Origin of the sequence: Rhodoblastus sphagnicola (assembly GCF_002937075.1) — a bacterium.
GTDB lineage: Bacteria > Pseudomonadota > Alphaproteobacteria > Rhizobiales > Beijerinckiaceae > Rhodoblastus > Rhodoblastus sphagnicola.
Window position 1 is genome coordinate 1 of record NZ_NHSJ01000027.1, and the last position, 13,218, is coordinate 13,218.

Genomic DNA, 13,218 nt, shown 5'->3' on the forward strand with positions numbered 1-13,218 from the left:
CCAGCGCGAGAATGCGGGCGTCGCGTTCGGCCAGGGCCGCAGCCACATCGGCGGCGTCGATTTTTTGCGGGATATGCTGCGGACAATTGGCGTCCCAGGCGGAAACCGTGAACAGGATCGCCTGCGATGGGCGCGCGCGATAGTCGCGCGGCATGAGTTCGGCCATAAGGGCGTCGTCGCCCTCGACCACCTTGGCGCGGCCCCAGATCTTGATGCGGCGCCGCGTCGCGTAATCGATCAGGAACAGATGGGCCTGATCGTTTTCGGCGAGATTGCCAAGGGTGATGAATTGCCGGTTGCCGGTGAAGTCGGCAAAGCCGAGCGTGGTCTCGTCAAGCACGCGCAAAAAACCCGGCGGACCGCCGCGATGCTGGATATAGGGCTGGCCGAGGCTGTTGGCGGTCGCCATAAAGATACTGGTCTGGGCGGCGATGAAGTCCGCCAGGTCCGGCGTGATCCGCGTCGGCCAGCCGCCCTCCGCCTCGACATGGGCATAGGCCCGGCGCGAGCCCTTGCGGGCCTGCACGGCCTTGACCGAAGGCGTGAAGGCGACATCGCTGGAAGGGGGCCGTCCGGGTTCGTCCATGGCTGTGCTTTCAGAGGTCGAGCTCGCTGAGCGAGGGATGGTCGTCGGGGCGGCGACCGAGCGGCCAATGAAACAGGCGGTCCTGTTCCGCAATCGGCGCGTCATTGATGCTGGCGATACGCCGGCGCATCAGCCCATCCTCGGCGAATTCCCAGTTCTCGTTGCCATAGCTGCGGAACCAGCCATCGTCGGCGTCGCGCCATTCATAGGCGAAGCGCACGGCGATGCGGTTCTCGCGAAAGCCCCAGATTTCCTTGATCAGGCGATAGTCCTTCTCTCGCCGCCATTTGCGCGTCAGCAGGGCTTCGATAGCGGCGCGGCCTTGCACGAATTCGGCGCGGTTCCGCCAGCGGCAGTCCGGCGTATAGGCTTGGGCGACGCGCGCGGGATCGCGCGAGTTCCAGGCGTCCTCGGCCAGACGGGCCTTTTGTGTGGCGGTGGCGAGGTCGAAGGGCGGCAGCGGCGGACGGGTCATGACAATGCCTTTTTCGAAGCAACGGCCTCGCCGAGGAAGATGACAGGGAGGGATCATCTTCCTCGGCGGTTTCGCGCGGATTTTTGCAATCGCGCGAGGGCGCGTTGTGGTGGCTCAGAAGCCGCCGAGCCTGCGCCAGTTGAGGGAGGTCGAGCTGTTTTCTCCCGGATCATAGCCGCTACGCGCGTTGCGTTCCGGGGCAGACGGCGCCAAACCAGTGTGAAGCAAAATGGCCGCATCGACGCCTCTCGCCTAACTGGCGAGAGGCGCAGCCCCCGGAAGGTCAGCGAACGTTGCAAAATCCGAAGACCCTCTCCTCGCAATCGTTGGACGCGCCGCCGCCTTGATAAAGGCCTTGGAAGCTGGTCGGGGCACTCGTCGCCGCGGAAATGTGGTGCACCATTCCAGCGCTGGCGCGGTGATGACGATGGACGGTATCGGCATTGGCCCCGGAGGAAGCAAGCGCGGCGACGGTCAGGGCGATGAAGGCGAAGTTTTTCATGATCTGCTCCTTGGTGTGCGGTTTGGGCGCAGCGGAATGCCGGCCCTTGCGGATTGGTTCAGGCAGCCTTGCCGACAGTGACGACCGGGAAGTCGATCTCGGTCGCGGCGACGGAATTGATGTAATTGGTCCATGTGTTCAGCCCGACATGCAGGACGATTTCGATCACCTGGGCGTCGTCATAGCCGGCGAGTTTAACGGCGCGCAGGGCGTCGTCGCTCACATGGCCGCGTTCGCGCACCACCTTCGCCGCGAAAGCGACGGCGGAGTCGGCCTTGGGGTCGTTGGAGTGGCCAAGGCGATTGGCGGCGATCTCGGCATCGTCGAGTTTGGCGAGGTTCTTGGCCAGATAGCTGTGGGCCGAGAGGCAATAGTCGCAGCCATTGGCTTCGGCCACGGCCAGCGCAATGCGTTCGCGGGTCGGGGCGGGAAGCGTCCCCTTGGCGAGGGCGCCGGAAAGGCCGAGATAGCCTTCGAGCGCCGCCGGGCTGGTGGACACCAGGCGGAACAGGTTCGGCACGGCGCCGAGCTGCTTATTGACGGCTTCCAGCAGCGGGCGGGAGGCGGCGGGGGCGTCGGCGACGGTGGCAGGTGTGGGAAGGCGGGACATGGGCGCAGCTCCTTCTGGTCTGGGCGTTCGGTCCGGGGAGGCCGATGACCAGAAGCTAGCCCCTTCCAAATCATTCAAATAGGCGTCAGTATCGGGAGGTATCCTCTTGAAAACCGGAAAGATGATGGATCGTCTCGAAGCCATGTCAATCCTGCTGACCGTGGTCGAAACCGGCAGTCTTTCGGCGGCCGGGCGCAAGCTCAACGTCCCCCTCGCCACCGTCAGCCGCAAGGTTTCCGAGCTTGAGGCGCATCTGGGAACGCGGCTGTTCAACCGCTCGAGCCGCCAGTTCACGCCGACCGACGCCGGCCTCGCCTATATCGCCTCCTGCCGCCGCATTCTTGACGATGTCGAGGAGGCCGAGCGCGTCGCCTCCGGCGAATTTCGCACGCCCAAGGGCGATCTGATCATCAGCGCGCCCATTGTGTTTGGCCGCCTGCATCTGCTGCCGGTGGTGATTGAATTCCTGCGCGCCTATCCCGAAATCGACATCAAGGTGATCTTCGCCGACAATATGGTCGATCTGTTTGAAGAGCATGTCGATCTGGCGCTGCGGATCGGCGCGCTGCCCGACAGCGGGCTGTTCGCGATCAGGCTGGGGAGCATCCGCCATATCGTCTGCGCCAGCCCCGCCTATCTCGCCGAGCATGGTGTCCCGCGCGACGTCGCCGAACTCGAAACCCATGTCTGCGTCGCCTTCCAGACACTGAGCGCGGCGGGCCTTTGGCGGTTCAAGTCCGCGACGATCACGCCGCGAGCCCGGCTGGTGGTCAATACGGCGGAAGCGGCCATTGACGCCGCCATTGCTGGCATCGGCGTTACCCGCGTGTTGAGCTATCAGGCGGAAGTCGCCATCCGCGCCGGCGCGCTGAAGGTGGTGCTGGAAGATTGCGAACCCGCGCATTTGCCCGTCAGCCTGGTTCATTCCGGCGAAAGGCTGCTGCCGCTCAAGTTGCGCGCCTTTCTGGATTTCGCCACGCCCCGGTTGAAGGCCCGCGTCGTCAAGGCGGCGTTGCGGCCAGCGTCGGACGGCGACAACGCGCCGTAACAATTCGGGCTGTGGCGACGAAGAGAGCGAACGGATTGCGCCTTTGCATCCTCGCTGTCAGGAATTCGGACCCATGAAACGTTTCGCATCCACGGCTCTCGCCGTCCTCGGCCTCGCCGCGACATCCGGCGTCGTCGCAGCGGCGGGACGACCCATTATCGTCGAACTGTTCACCAGCCAGGGCTGCTCCTCCTGTCCGCCCGCCAACGCCAATCTCATCGAAATTTCGCGCCGCCCCGATGTGCTGGCTCTGAGCTTTGCCGTGACCTATTGGGACCGGCTGGGTTGGAAGGATATTTTCGGCAAGCCGGAATTCACCGCCCGCCAATATGACTATGAACCCGCGCTGGGCGAGTCCGGGCCCTTCACGCCGCAGATCGTCGTCGAAGGCCGCAATTCCGCCGTTGGCGCCAATCTGCAAGAGGTTGAAGCGCTGATCGCCGCGCAGCAAGCCGAGGCCGGGCCGCTTGTGCATCTGGGCAAGGAAAGGGCGAATATTGGCGCCGGCAAGGCGCCGGAAGGCGGCGCGGATGTCTGGCTGGTGCGCTATGAGCCGGAGGTCATCAACGTCCCCGTCAAACGCGGAGAAAACAGCGACCGCACCTTGCCGCATGGGCATGTGGTGAGAAGCCTGACCCGCATCGGCGGCTGGAGCGGAATGCCTGCCGATTTTACTTTCGCCGCCCCGGCGGGAGGCTTGAGAACGGCCATTCTGTTGCAAAGGCCGAAGGGTGGGCCAATCCTCGCGGCGGCGACAGACTGACTAATCGTTTTGTTCGGCGGCGGCGCGATGCTTTCGCGCCGCCGTCAACAGCGCCTCCAGAGCCCGGCCGAAATGCGTGCGAATGTCCAGCGCATCGATCAAGCCGGTCGCGCCGACAGCGTCACGCGGCACGGCTATCGCCACGCAGGCGTTTTCGACAACCTCGGCGCCGGCCCGGTCCAGGACAATGCGCAGGGCATGATAGGTGTCTTGCGACCCTCCATGAGCCGACGGATTGATCCAACCGACAGGCATGCCATAAAGGCTGGCGCCGCCAACCGTCCAATCCAGCATGTTCTTGAAGCTGCCCGGCATGGAGCCGGCATATTCCGGCGTCGAAACCAGCACGGCGTCCGCGCGCCGGAGTTGCGCGCGAAGATCGGCAACCGCCTCCGGCAAGGGATCGCGGTCATGGTCGGGGTTGAAATGCGGGAGGTCGCCAATTCCCCGATAGATGGCGGCCTCTGCGCCTGCCGGAACCATATCCGCAAGCGTCGCGATCACCGAGCCATTGACGGACTGGGACCGCAGGCTCCCACTGATCAAGATCAGATGAAGCGGCTGAATTAAATGCTCGTCCATGCTGATGCCTGCCATCTGTTGGTGTGGGCTTGACGCTATCAAAACGCCGCCGAGCAGGAACCAAGGCGTCGCGTCATCCGGCTGGGATAGCCGTGTCGGCGCGCTTCCGGGTCGGGTGGATACCGCGTCGCTGACCCCATCGCGGCTGACGCGCAATCTCTCTGTTTCCGACGGCCCGCACCACGACCGAGGCCTGACGATTGTGCGCTGGGCGGCGTATGGCGCGTCTCCGGAGGTGATCCATGTGGCGGTCGTGTCGCCGGGTCGCTGTAGGGCTCAATCCCGAGTCGTGAATATTCACGGTGTCTGGCGCCAATGGGGCCTCCGTCCCCCATTTCTTACCATACTTCCGAAGGGAACCGGCAAGCATGCGTTGCGGGGCCGGCTTGGCCGGAACTGGTCGACGTCGCCGGCGAGAGAATCAGCGTGACAAGGCAGGCGAATTTCCTTGCCTCAATGAACCAGCCAGCATAGACAGCACAACTACGATATAGACGGTCGGAGTTTTGATGTCGTTCATTAGCACCGGCGTTGAATATGGGTTGCACTGTCTCCTCTATTTGACGGACCCCGCACCTCGCGCCCCAGCCCCGGGCGTTCGTGACCTCGCTGACCTTCAGGGCGTTCCCGCCGAGTATCTGGCCAAAGTCTTCACCAAGCTGTCCAAGGCCGGTTTGGTGGAGGCTACCGAGGGCGCGCGGGGAGGGTTCGCACTTGCGCGACCGGCGGATGAGATCAGCTTCCTCGATGTCGTTCATGCGATCGACGGAGACAAGGCGCTCTTTGAGTGCCGGGAAATTCGCGAGCGCTGCGCCGTATTCACTTCCGAGGCGCCAACTTGGGCAACCACTGGGGTTTGCTCGATCCACGCCGTCATGCTGGCCGCCGAAAAGCGCATGAAGGATGAACTGGCCTGTCATTCGTTGAAGGAACTTGCATTGCAGGTCGCCGCCAAGGCGCCGGCCAACTTCAGCCCCCAAATCGCGAACTGGCTGGAGCAACGAGCCTTGAACCGTCGCGGTGATCGCGACACGCACAATTTGGAGAAATAGACCATGGATCAGCGGCTTGACCTTACAAAAGTTTGTCCCGATGGCTACAAGGCGATGCTGGGCGTGCATTCATATGTACAAAAAAGCGGCCTGTCGCTCGGGCTCCTCGAACTGGTAAAGACGCGTGTATCTCAGATCAACGGCTGCGCCTTCTGCATCGCCATGCACGTTCCATTGGCGCGCAAGCATGGGGTCAGTGAGGACCAATTGCACCTTCTCGCGGCATGGCGCGAAGCGCCGATTTATAGTCCTGGGGAACGTGCGGCCTTGGCTTGGTCGGAAGCGCTGACGCGTCTGACTGGGGGCGACGTTTCCGACGCGGTGTACACCGAGGTTCGGCGGCATTTCTCGGAGAAGGAAGTTGCCGATCTATCTTTTGCGATCGCTGAAATCAACGCATGGAATCGCCTGATGATTTGCACGCGTACCCCGCCCCAGTTTGGGAGCGCGTCGGCCTGAATCCGCAATGGCGGGATCGACCAGGAGTCGGCCCCTTCGCGCTATTTCCCGCAATCCACCGATCAGAGACAAAGCCACCATCGGACGGACGCGGACCGCCAGTTGCGACGATCACGGCGCGAACCATTGCCGCAGGCAGTGAATGACTCTGATTGATGCCTGTCTCGACAATGACCGAGCATCAGCCGAAGCTGTCCGGCCTCGATTCAGCGCGGACGCACTTCAAAATCGAATTCCGAGTCGAACGGGGCGTCCTGCAACTCGAAATGCCACCATTCCATGGCAAAGGGTTTGAACCCGAACGAATGGGTGGCCTCGCTCTTCTAGGGTATCTGCAGCCACTTACAACGCGTTACACAGCCTGCTGCGCTGACCCGTTTGCGTTGCTTTGAAGGGATTCTCAATTCCACGATTCGCAAACTTGCCGAGGTCGGCTCCGGACCACTTCGCGATTTCAGCGCGCCGCGGGTTCATGTTCGGGAGGATCCGACGGCTCATGCGGCGCTCCCATAAAACCCAGCCGCCGCAGCACGGGTGGCATGGTCAGACCCTGCACGACGATCGAGAAGGCGACGCAGAAGAACGTCACCAGCACGATTTCGTCCCGCAGCGGCACGCGGCTCGGCAACGACAGCACCAGCGCCAGCGCACCACGCAACCCGCCCCACCACAGAACGAACTGTTCGCCTTGGGTGATCCGCCAGCGCGAGCGCGAAAACATCGCAGCGAGCGGATACACAGCGGCGGCGCGGGCCACCAGCGTGATGGCGAGAACGCTGGCGTAGACGGTCCAGGGATAGTGCTCGTAGGACGAGCCGGCGACGCGTGCCCCGATTAGAAGGAAGACCATGGAGTTGGCGACAAACGCCGCGAAATCCCAGAAATCCGTCAGGAACTCGCGGCCCTTCTCGGTTAGGAAGTCGCCCTTTTTCTTGACCGAACGGAAATTGCCGATGATGAGGCCGGCGGTGACCGCCGCCAGCACCCCAGAATCGTGGAAATGTTCGGCGAGCAGGAACGAGCCGTAGGCGGCAATGGCGGTCAGCGTCAGCTCGACCAGATGCTCGCTGGTGCCGCGCGCGGCAAAAATCACGGCGATGCCGAAGCCCGCGCCGATCAGGGCGCCGCCGCCCACGATGCGCGCGAGGTCCCAGGCCATTTGCGCGGCGGTCAGGCCGTCCGCGCCGGCGAGCGCGAAGGCCAGCGCCAGCGCGAACAGCACCGCCGCCGCCGCGTCGTTGAGCAGGCTTTCTGCTTCCACCAGCAGACGTAGTCGCCCATGCACGCCGTTGTCCTTGAACATGGCGATAATCGCCACGGGGTCGGTGGCGGAAATCAGGGCGGCAAAGACCAGGGCCGAGGCGACGGGCCAATTCATGAGATAAATCAGCGCGACGGCGACCACCGCCATCGCCGCCACGGTGCCGAACACCGCGAGCGAAAGGATTGGCGGCAGGTCACGCTTCAAATCGCGCCAGCGCAGCGCGAGCGCCGCCTCGAACAGCAGAGGCGGCAGGATCAGGTAGTAGAGCAATTCCGACGTCAGCGGCGGCAGGCGCCGCGTGCCCGACCACGCAGTAGGCCGCCGACCAGTACAAGGCCGATTGTATAGGGCAATTGAAACCGACGTGCGAGCATGGCGACCATCATCGCGATGGCCAGCATGCCCATGACTTGTTGAAGTGTCTCGCTCATGCTCGCCTTCTTGCACGCGGGCGCGTTAACCCCAAGTTGACGGCAGACACCAATCGTCCAGGACGATCCGCCACCTTTGGCTGTATGACGAGGTTGAGGTTGCGCGGATTCTTGAAGCGAGGCAAACGTCGCCGCGTCGAAGCATCGCCTATCGAGCCTGCTGAAAGCCCGCGTGAGTTCAATTTGGGGACGTTCGCGTACCGGATCGGAAAGGCAACAATGAGCCGGACTCGGTCGACCGATCTGCACAGCGGCCATGAGCGTATGAGGATCATGGAGTCGATCGGCGGCGCGTTTGCCGATCAGCTCCTTCCGGCGGCCTGGTGCGCCGGCGTCGCGCCTTCACGGTATGCGCCCGTCGGCTGTCATCGACGAAACGAATCAATGAAGGGCTGATTGATTCAGTTTATGCGTTGGACAGGAAGCGGCTTTGCCGCAACCTTCGAGTCCATGACACTTCCTGCCGATCCTCCGCTCCACCTCGAACGCATCGATGCGTCGCGGAACATGTGGCGCTACTACGAGCTCGAGTTGCATCCCACCTTGTTCGGCGAACATGCGCTGGTGCGAACCTGGGGACGGATCGGCGCGCCGGGTCGGAGCAAAATCATGACTTTTTCCGAATTGGACGCGGCCAAGCGCGCCTTCAAACGGCTGGAGGCATCGAAACGACGCCGTGGCTATTTCGTTCCGTCCTGAGCCCTGACCGAGCGGTCTCTTTTGCTGCGCGATTTGGCCGAAGGACGGCTTCGCCTCGACCACTTGTGCCGCAACTGCGCAGCATAAATAACTGATAATATTGCATTATATGGCGTAAGCTAGAGTTTGGCAAAATGAGGAAATGTCGCTCGCCTGATGACTGGAAAACGCCGCCGCTGGGGCTCTTCGCGCGCCTTTTTTTCCTGGATGGCTGGAATTGTCGCCTTGGAACCTTTGCCGAGGCTGGGCGTCAACATCCGTTATGCACCGCAACACCCTGAAGCAAAATGGAGTACGCAATATGTCCGCAGGCCAAACCAGTGGAACTGGCGCCATGACCGAACTTGAAGATGAAAAAGTGAGGAAAGATGGGATCCTCAGCAATCGCGACAAGGCGCAAAGGCTGCCTGGTCAAAGTTTGGATGGGAAAGGCGTCGAAATTGACGAGTACAAGGACAACCCGTCCAATCGTCGCCCATCAAGCGGCGATGGCCCGCAACCTGATATGCAGGTAATTGCCGAAGGATCTACGGAGCCGCCACCCAAGACGGACAAGCCAGAGCCCACCGAACCTTGCGAGCAAGTTGACCGGCCCGGTTTTGATCTGGGCGGATCAACCGGTAAAACTCACGCAGGCAAAGGTCTGGGGCTCGGTACCGATGCGAAGGAAAACGGAAGAAAAGGTTGGGGTTTGCCAAGATAGGACCGCCATCAGGCCACCAGTGAACCGTCGTGCCGATTGAGGTTCCCGTGATCGCGCTGTGGAACGCCAGTGCGGCGTATTGAGCATGGAGGCATCTTTCGGCGATGCGTCGCCGCCACAGGTTTCGGCGTCTCGGCTGACGTGAGTAGATTCCGTACCTGCCCCTTAGCGAAGGCGGCTCTTAACTTGGCTTAAGTTCGAGACAGGAGGCGTGCATGCGCTGGAATCGATTCGCAACGGGTTTGAGAGGCAACTCATCGCCAAGGCAGCCTCTCCGGCGCGTCTGGCGTCAGAGGATGATCCCGCCGCCGACAGTTCAATCCGCGGAGAGTTTTTGGCGATGACGGATATGGCCAGGAACGAATGCAGCCCTATGTCCCGGACTATCGGAACGAGCGAAGCGACTCCTCGCTGCGCCTGAACTGCTAGCGCAACTACAGCAGCAGTGGACGCGCCTGTCCGGATGGAATTCCACCCGGAGCAAAAACTGGAAGCGTCGAGAGGCCCGGAACATGGTCGGACAGGAAAAAGAGGCCGCCTCGCCCCACGGTTCGATCGCGTCGGTTCGCGGAAGCGTCGTGGATATTCGGTTCGAAGGGCGTTTGCCGCCGATCTTCTCCGTCCTGCGCACGGGGGCCGACGGTCGGATCGTCATCGAAGTGCTGGCCCAACTGGACGAGCGTCATGTGCGCGGGATCGCGTTGACGCCCACGCAAGGACTCGCGCGCGGCATGATGGCGGAAGACATCGGCGGCCCGCTGAAAGCGCCGGTTGGTCATGCGATTTTGTCGCGGATATTCGACGTCTTCGGCAATGCCATCGACCGTGGGCCGCCCTTGTCCGATGTCCAGTGGCGTTCGGTGCATCATGCGCCGCCTGCGCTTGCGCGCCGCTCCACCAGGTCGGAAGTCTTCGAGACGGGCATCAAGGTCATAGATGTTCTCGCGCCGCTGGAGCGTGGTGGCAAGGCGGGGCTGTTTGGCGGCGCGGGCGTCGGCAAGACGGTGCTGCTGACGGAAATGATCCACAACATGATCGGGCGCCATGAGGGCGTAAGCATTTTCTGCGGCATTGGCGAGCGGTGTCGCGAAGGCGAAGAGCTTCACGAAACGATGAAGAAAGCCGGCGTGTTGCCGAACATGGTCATGGTGTTCGGCCAGATGAACGAGCCGCCGGGCGCGCGGTTCCGCGTCGGCCATGCGGCGCTGACAATGGCCGAATATTTCCGTGACGACGAGCACCGGGATGTGCTGCTGCTCATCGACAATATTTTCCGCTTCATCCAAGCTGGCATGGAGGTCTCGGGCCTGATGGGCCAGATGCCGTCGCGGTTGGGCTATCAGCCGACCATGGGCGCCGAGTTGGCGGGACTGGAGGAGCGCATCGCCAACACGGACGCGGGCGCCATCACATCCATTCAAGCGGTTTATGTGCCAGCCGACGACTTCACCGATCCGGCGGCCGTGCATACGTTCTCGCATCTCTCGGCCTCCATCGTGCTGTCGCGCGCACGGGCGGGAGAAGGGCTGTTCCCGGCCATCGACCCGCTGCAATCCAGGTCCCGGATGGCCACCCCTGGCATCGTCGGCGAACGGCATTACGCGCTGGCGCAGGATCTTCGGCGCACGCTCGCGCAATATGCCGAACTCAAGGACATCATCGCCATGCTCGGGATGGAGCAGCTTTCGCCAGACGACCGCAAGGTCGTCCTGCGCGCCCGAAGGCTGGAACGTTTCCTCACGCAGCCCTTCTTCACGACCGAACAATTCACCGGCTTGAAGGGGACGCTCGTAAGCCTCGCGGATGCGCTCGACGGCTGCGAGCGCATCCTGAACGACGAATTCAGGGACTACCCGGAAAGCGCGCTCTACATGATCGGCGCGATTGGCGAGGCGAAGGGCAAAGCGAAGCCCGGCACCTCCAAGGCTTCCCCCAATCTCTATCCGAAATCCGCTGACGTTCCGCCGCCGAAAATGACGGCGCAACGTCAGCCTGTCGTCGAACATGCCGGCGCGGCCCATGAATCTTAAAGTCCTTCTCCCGTTCCAGATTTTTGCGGACAAAAGCTCCGTGTCGCGCATCGTCGCCGAGACCTGCGAAGGTTCGTTTGGGCTGCTGCCGCATCGACTTGATTGCGTGGCCGCGCTGGCGCCGGGGATATTGACCTACGAGACGGCGGTGGACGGCGAAGTTTTCGTGGCCGTGGACGAAGGCGTTCTCGTGAAGACCGGGGCGGATGTGCGCGTGTCCGTGCGCCGGGCCATGAGGGGCATGGACCTTGGCCAATTGCGTCAGGCCGTGGAGCGGGAGTTTCTAACCCTGGACGCGCACGAACAAAGCGTTCGCTCGACTATCGTGAAAATGGAAGCCGATCTGGTCCGCCGCATGGCGAGGTTTCACGATGATTGAAGACGCTGAAGACAAGGAAGTGAAACCGGCGCCGTCGCTTGGCCAGCAGGTCGAGGCGAAAGCGCGGCGCAAGCTCAAGGCGCGGCGCGATGCCGCTCCAGGCGTTTGGTTCGGTCTGGGAATGATGGGGTTGATCGGCTGGTCGGTGACGATTCCGACGCTGCTCGGCGCCGCGCTCGGCGCCTGGCTGGATCAGCTCGAACCGGGCCGGCACAGATGGACGCTGGCGCTGCTGGCGGCCGGGCTCGCCATCGGTTGCTTCAACGCCTGGCGTTGGGTGGCGAAGGAAGACCGGGAGATGCGCGAAGAACAGGAAGACAATGATGAATGAGTTCATCTTTTTGGCGGCGGCTACGGCGGCGGGCCTGTTGCTTGGGGCCTTCTTCTTCGGCGGGCTTTGGTGGACGGTCGTCCGGGGCCTTTCCTCTCCCCGGCCGGCGCTGTGGTTTTTTTGCGGCTTGCTGCTGCGGATGAGCGTCACCCTCGCTGGCTTCTATCTTGTCGGGCGCGACAATTGGAAGCTTTGGCTGGCGTGTCTCCTGGGCTTTGTCCTGGCGCGCCTTGCAGCCCACGGGCTTTCCGTCTCGTTGGCCAAGGGATCGGTCCAACCCGGCGCGGGAGGCTCGTCGTGCGCCTGAGCCCCGATGAAATGATCTTCTGGCAAAACGGGTATTTCAAACTCAACGGAACGATCGTGTTCACCTGGGCGCTGATGTTGGTGCTGGCGGCCGGTTCGAAGCTCGTGACGCGCAAGCTTTCCATGGATCTGAAACGCGCCTATTGGCAGAACCTGCTTGAAATCATTGTCACGGGCATTGAAAAACAGATCGAGGACGTCGGTCTGCGCGACCCCAAGAAATACATCGGCTTTCTCGGCACGCTGTTTCTCTTCATCGCCCTTGCCAGCCTGTGCACGGTCATTCCCGGCTTCGAGCCGCCGACGGGGTCGCTGTCCACCACAGCGGCGCTCGCGCTCTGCGTCCTGGTCGCCGTTCCCTTTTTCGGCATCGAGCAGCAAGGACTGCGCGGCTATCTGAAATCCTATCTGGAACCCACCGTCATCATGCTGCCTTTCAACATCATCAGCGAGCTTTCGCGCACGCTGGCGCTCGCCGTCCGCCTGTTCGGCAACATGATGAGCGGAACGATGATCATCGCGATTCTGCTGACAATCACGCCTTTCATTTTCCCCGTGGCCATGAGCGCGCTCGGCCTGCTCACCGGCATGGTGCAGGCGTACATCTTCAGCATCCTCGCGGCGGTTTACATCGCCGCCGCGACGCGCGGGCGCCGGCCCAAGCCCGTTTCCATTCAGGACATCAAGTCGTGAACGCAACCGCAAGAGGCGACATTATGGATAACATGACGCTCATCGCCATGGCTTCAATCGTCACGGCCGGGCTGACGATCGCGCTGGGAAGCATCGGTCCCGCGCTGGGCGAGGGCCGAGCGGTCGCCACGGCGTTGAGCGCGCTGGCGCAACAGCCCGACGCCGGAAGCACGATCACGCGAACGCTGTTTGTTGGCCTGGCGATGATCGAGTCCATCGCGATCTACTGCTTCGTGGTCTCGATGATTCTCATTTTCGCCAACCCGTTCTGGAATCACGTGATCGCCCAGCCCGCCGGGAATTGA

19 protein-coding genes are annotated in these 13,218 nt (G+C 62.4%); 12 read left to right on the plus strand and 7 right to left on the minus strand.

What is annotated here, in order from left to right; genetic code table 11:
* The 4 genes from CCR94_RS02605 to CCR94_RS02620 form a co-directional block, all read right to left on the minus strand.
* A partial coding sequence (locus CCR94_RS02605; protein WP_104506327.1) for a pyridoxamine 5'-phosphate oxidase family protein occupies nucleotides 1–586 on the minus strand: 586 nt, incomplete at its 3' end.
* Nucleotides 587–596: 10 nt separating this feature from the next.
* A complete protein-coding gene (locus CCR94_RS02610; protein ID WP_170068927.1) occupies nucleotides 597–1,061 on the minus strand; it encodes a nuclear transport factor 2 family protein in 465 nt (154 codons plus the stop codon).
* 283 nt (nucleotides 1,062–1,344) lie between these two features.
* Nucleotides 1,345–1,563 carry a hypothetical protein gene (locus CCR94_RS02615; RefSeq protein ID WP_104506328.1) on the minus strand — a complete coding sequence of 73 codons (219 nt, stop codon included), beginning with the start codon at nucleotides 1,561–1,563 and terminating at the stop codon, nucleotides 1,345–1,347.
* 58 nt (nucleotides 1,564–1,621) lie between these two features.
* Nucleotides 1,622–2,173 (minus strand): carboxymuconolactone decarboxylase family protein, encoded by a 552-nt coding sequence (locus CCR94_RS02620; RefSeq protein WP_104506329.1) that lies wholly within the window; start codon nucleotides 2,171–2,173, stop codon nucleotides 1,622–1,624.
* 124 nt (nucleotides 2,174–2,297) lie between these two features.
* On the opposite strand from CCR94_RS02620, the gene CCR94_RS02625 reads away from it, so the two are divergent.
* Nucleotides 2,298–3,221: a LysR family transcriptional regulator gene (locus CCR94_RS02625; protein ID WP_104506358.1), complete on the plus strand. Its 924-nt coding sequence runs from the start codon at nucleotides 2,298–2,300 to the stop codon at nucleotides 3,219–3,221.
* 73 nt (nucleotides 3,222–3,294) lie between these two features.
* Nucleotides 3,295–3,984 carry a DUF1223 domain-containing protein gene (locus tag CCR94_RS02630; RefSeq protein WP_104506330.1) on the plus strand — a complete coding sequence of 230 codons (690 nt, stop codon included), beginning with the start codon at nucleotides 3,295–3,297 and terminating at the stop codon, nucleotides 3,982–3,984.
* Here the strand turns inward: CCR94_RS02630 and CCR94_RS02635 are convergent, their stop codons facing one another.
* Nucleotides 3,985–4,566 carry an NADPH-dependent FMN reductase gene (locus CCR94_RS02635; RefSeq protein WP_104506331.1) on the minus strand — a complete coding sequence of 194 codons (582 nt, stop codon included), beginning with the start codon at nucleotides 4,564–4,566 and terminating at the stop codon, nucleotides 3,985–3,987. It abuts the gene before it with no gap.
* Between the two features lie 509 nt (nucleotides 4,567–5,075).
* On the opposite strand from CCR94_RS02635, the gene CCR94_RS02640 reads away from it, so the two are divergent.
* The gene (locus CCR94_RS02640; protein WP_104506332.1) at nucleotides 5,076–5,618 is read left to right on the plus strand and encodes an RrF2 family transcriptional regulator; all 543 of its coding nucleotides are present in this window, start codon (nucleotides 5,076–5,078) and stop codon (nucleotides 5,616–5,618) included.
* Between the two features lie 3 nt (nucleotides 5,619–5,621).
* Nucleotides 5,622–6,077, plus strand: a complete 456-nt coding sequence (locus CCR94_RS02645; RefSeq protein WP_104506333.1) for a carboxymuconolactone decarboxylase family protein — start codon at nucleotides 5,622–5,624, stop codon at nucleotides 6,075–6,077.
* A gap of 454 nt (nucleotides 6,078–6,531) precedes the next feature.
* Here CCR94_RS02645 and CCR94_RS02650 read toward each other — a convergent pair whose 3' ends face one another.
* Together CCR94_RS02650 and CCR94_RS25840 are read right to left on the minus strand one after the other, a co-directional pair.
* Nucleotides 6,532–7,611, minus strand: a complete 1,080-nt coding sequence (locus tag CCR94_RS02650) for a cation:proton antiporter (protein ID WP_244593908.1) — start codon at nucleotides 7,609–7,611, stop codon at nucleotides 6,532–6,534.
* Nucleotides 7,612–7,619: 8 nt separating this feature from the next.
* Nucleotides 7,620–7,772 (minus strand): hypothetical protein, encoded by a 153-nt coding sequence (locus tag CCR94_RS25840; protein ID WP_244593909.1) that lies wholly within the window; start codon nucleotides 7,770–7,772, stop codon nucleotides 7,620–7,622.
* A gap of 396 nt (nucleotides 7,773–8,168) precedes the next feature.
* On the opposite strand from CCR94_RS25840, the gene CCR94_RS02655 reads away from it, so the two are divergent.
* From CCR94_RS02655 to CCR94_RS02690, 8 genes are all read left to right on the plus strand, one after another.
* Nucleotides 8,169–8,471 (plus strand): WGR domain-containing protein, encoded by a 303-nt coding sequence (locus tag CCR94_RS02655; RefSeq protein ID WP_338052967.1) that lies wholly within the window; start codon nucleotides 8,169–8,171, stop codon nucleotides 8,469–8,471.
* A 334-nt stretch (nucleotides 8,472–8,805) separates the two neighbouring features.
* Nucleotides 8,806–9,174, plus strand: a complete 369-nt coding sequence (locus tag CCR94_RS02660; RefSeq protein ID WP_244593910.1) for a hypothetical protein — start codon at nucleotides 8,806–8,808, stop codon at nucleotides 9,172–9,174.
* Nucleotides 9,175–9,686: 512 nt separating this feature from the next.
* Complete coding sequence (gene atpD, locus CCR94_RS02665) at nucleotides 9,687–11,204, plus strand: F0F1 ATP synthase subunit beta (RefSeq protein ID WP_104506335.1); 1,518 nt, start codon at nucleotides 9,687–9,689, stop codon at nucleotides 11,202–11,204.
* Nucleotides 11,194–11,583, plus strand: coding sequence for a F0F1 ATP synthase subunit epsilon (locus CCR94_RS02670; protein WP_104506360.1), 390 nt, complete (start codon nucleotides 11,194–11,196; stop codon nucleotides 11,581–11,583). The genes atpD and CCR94_RS02670 overlap by 11 nt, the downstream gene beginning before the upstream one ends.
* Nucleotides 11,576–11,914 (plus strand): AtpZ/AtpI family protein, encoded by a 339-nt coding sequence (locus tag CCR94_RS02675; protein WP_104506336.1) that lies wholly within the window; start codon nucleotides 11,576–11,578, stop codon nucleotides 11,912–11,914. The genes CCR94_RS02670 and CCR94_RS02675 overlap by 8 nt, the downstream gene beginning before the upstream one ends.
* On the plus strand, nucleotides 11,907–12,221 hold the full coding sequence (locus CCR94_RS02680) for an N-ATPase subunit AtpR (RefSeq protein ID WP_104506337.1): 315 nt from the start codon (nucleotides 11,907–11,909) through the stop codon (nucleotides 12,219–12,221). The genes CCR94_RS02675 and CCR94_RS02680 overlap by 8 nt, the downstream gene beginning before the upstream one ends.
* The gene (locus CCR94_RS02685; RefSeq protein ID WP_104506338.1) at nucleotides 12,212–12,913 is read left to right on the plus strand and encodes a F0F1 ATP synthase subunit A; all 702 of its coding nucleotides are present in this window, start codon (nucleotides 12,212–12,214) and stop codon (nucleotides 12,911–12,913) included. The genes CCR94_RS02680 and CCR94_RS02685 overlap by 10 nt, the downstream gene beginning before the upstream one ends.
* Before the next feature lie 32 nt (nucleotides 12,914–12,945).
* Nucleotides 12,946–13,218 (plus strand): F0F1 ATP synthase subunit C, encoded by a 273-nt coding sequence (locus tag CCR94_RS02690; protein WP_206605761.1) that lies wholly within the window; start codon nucleotides 12,946–12,948, stop codon nucleotides 13,216–13,218.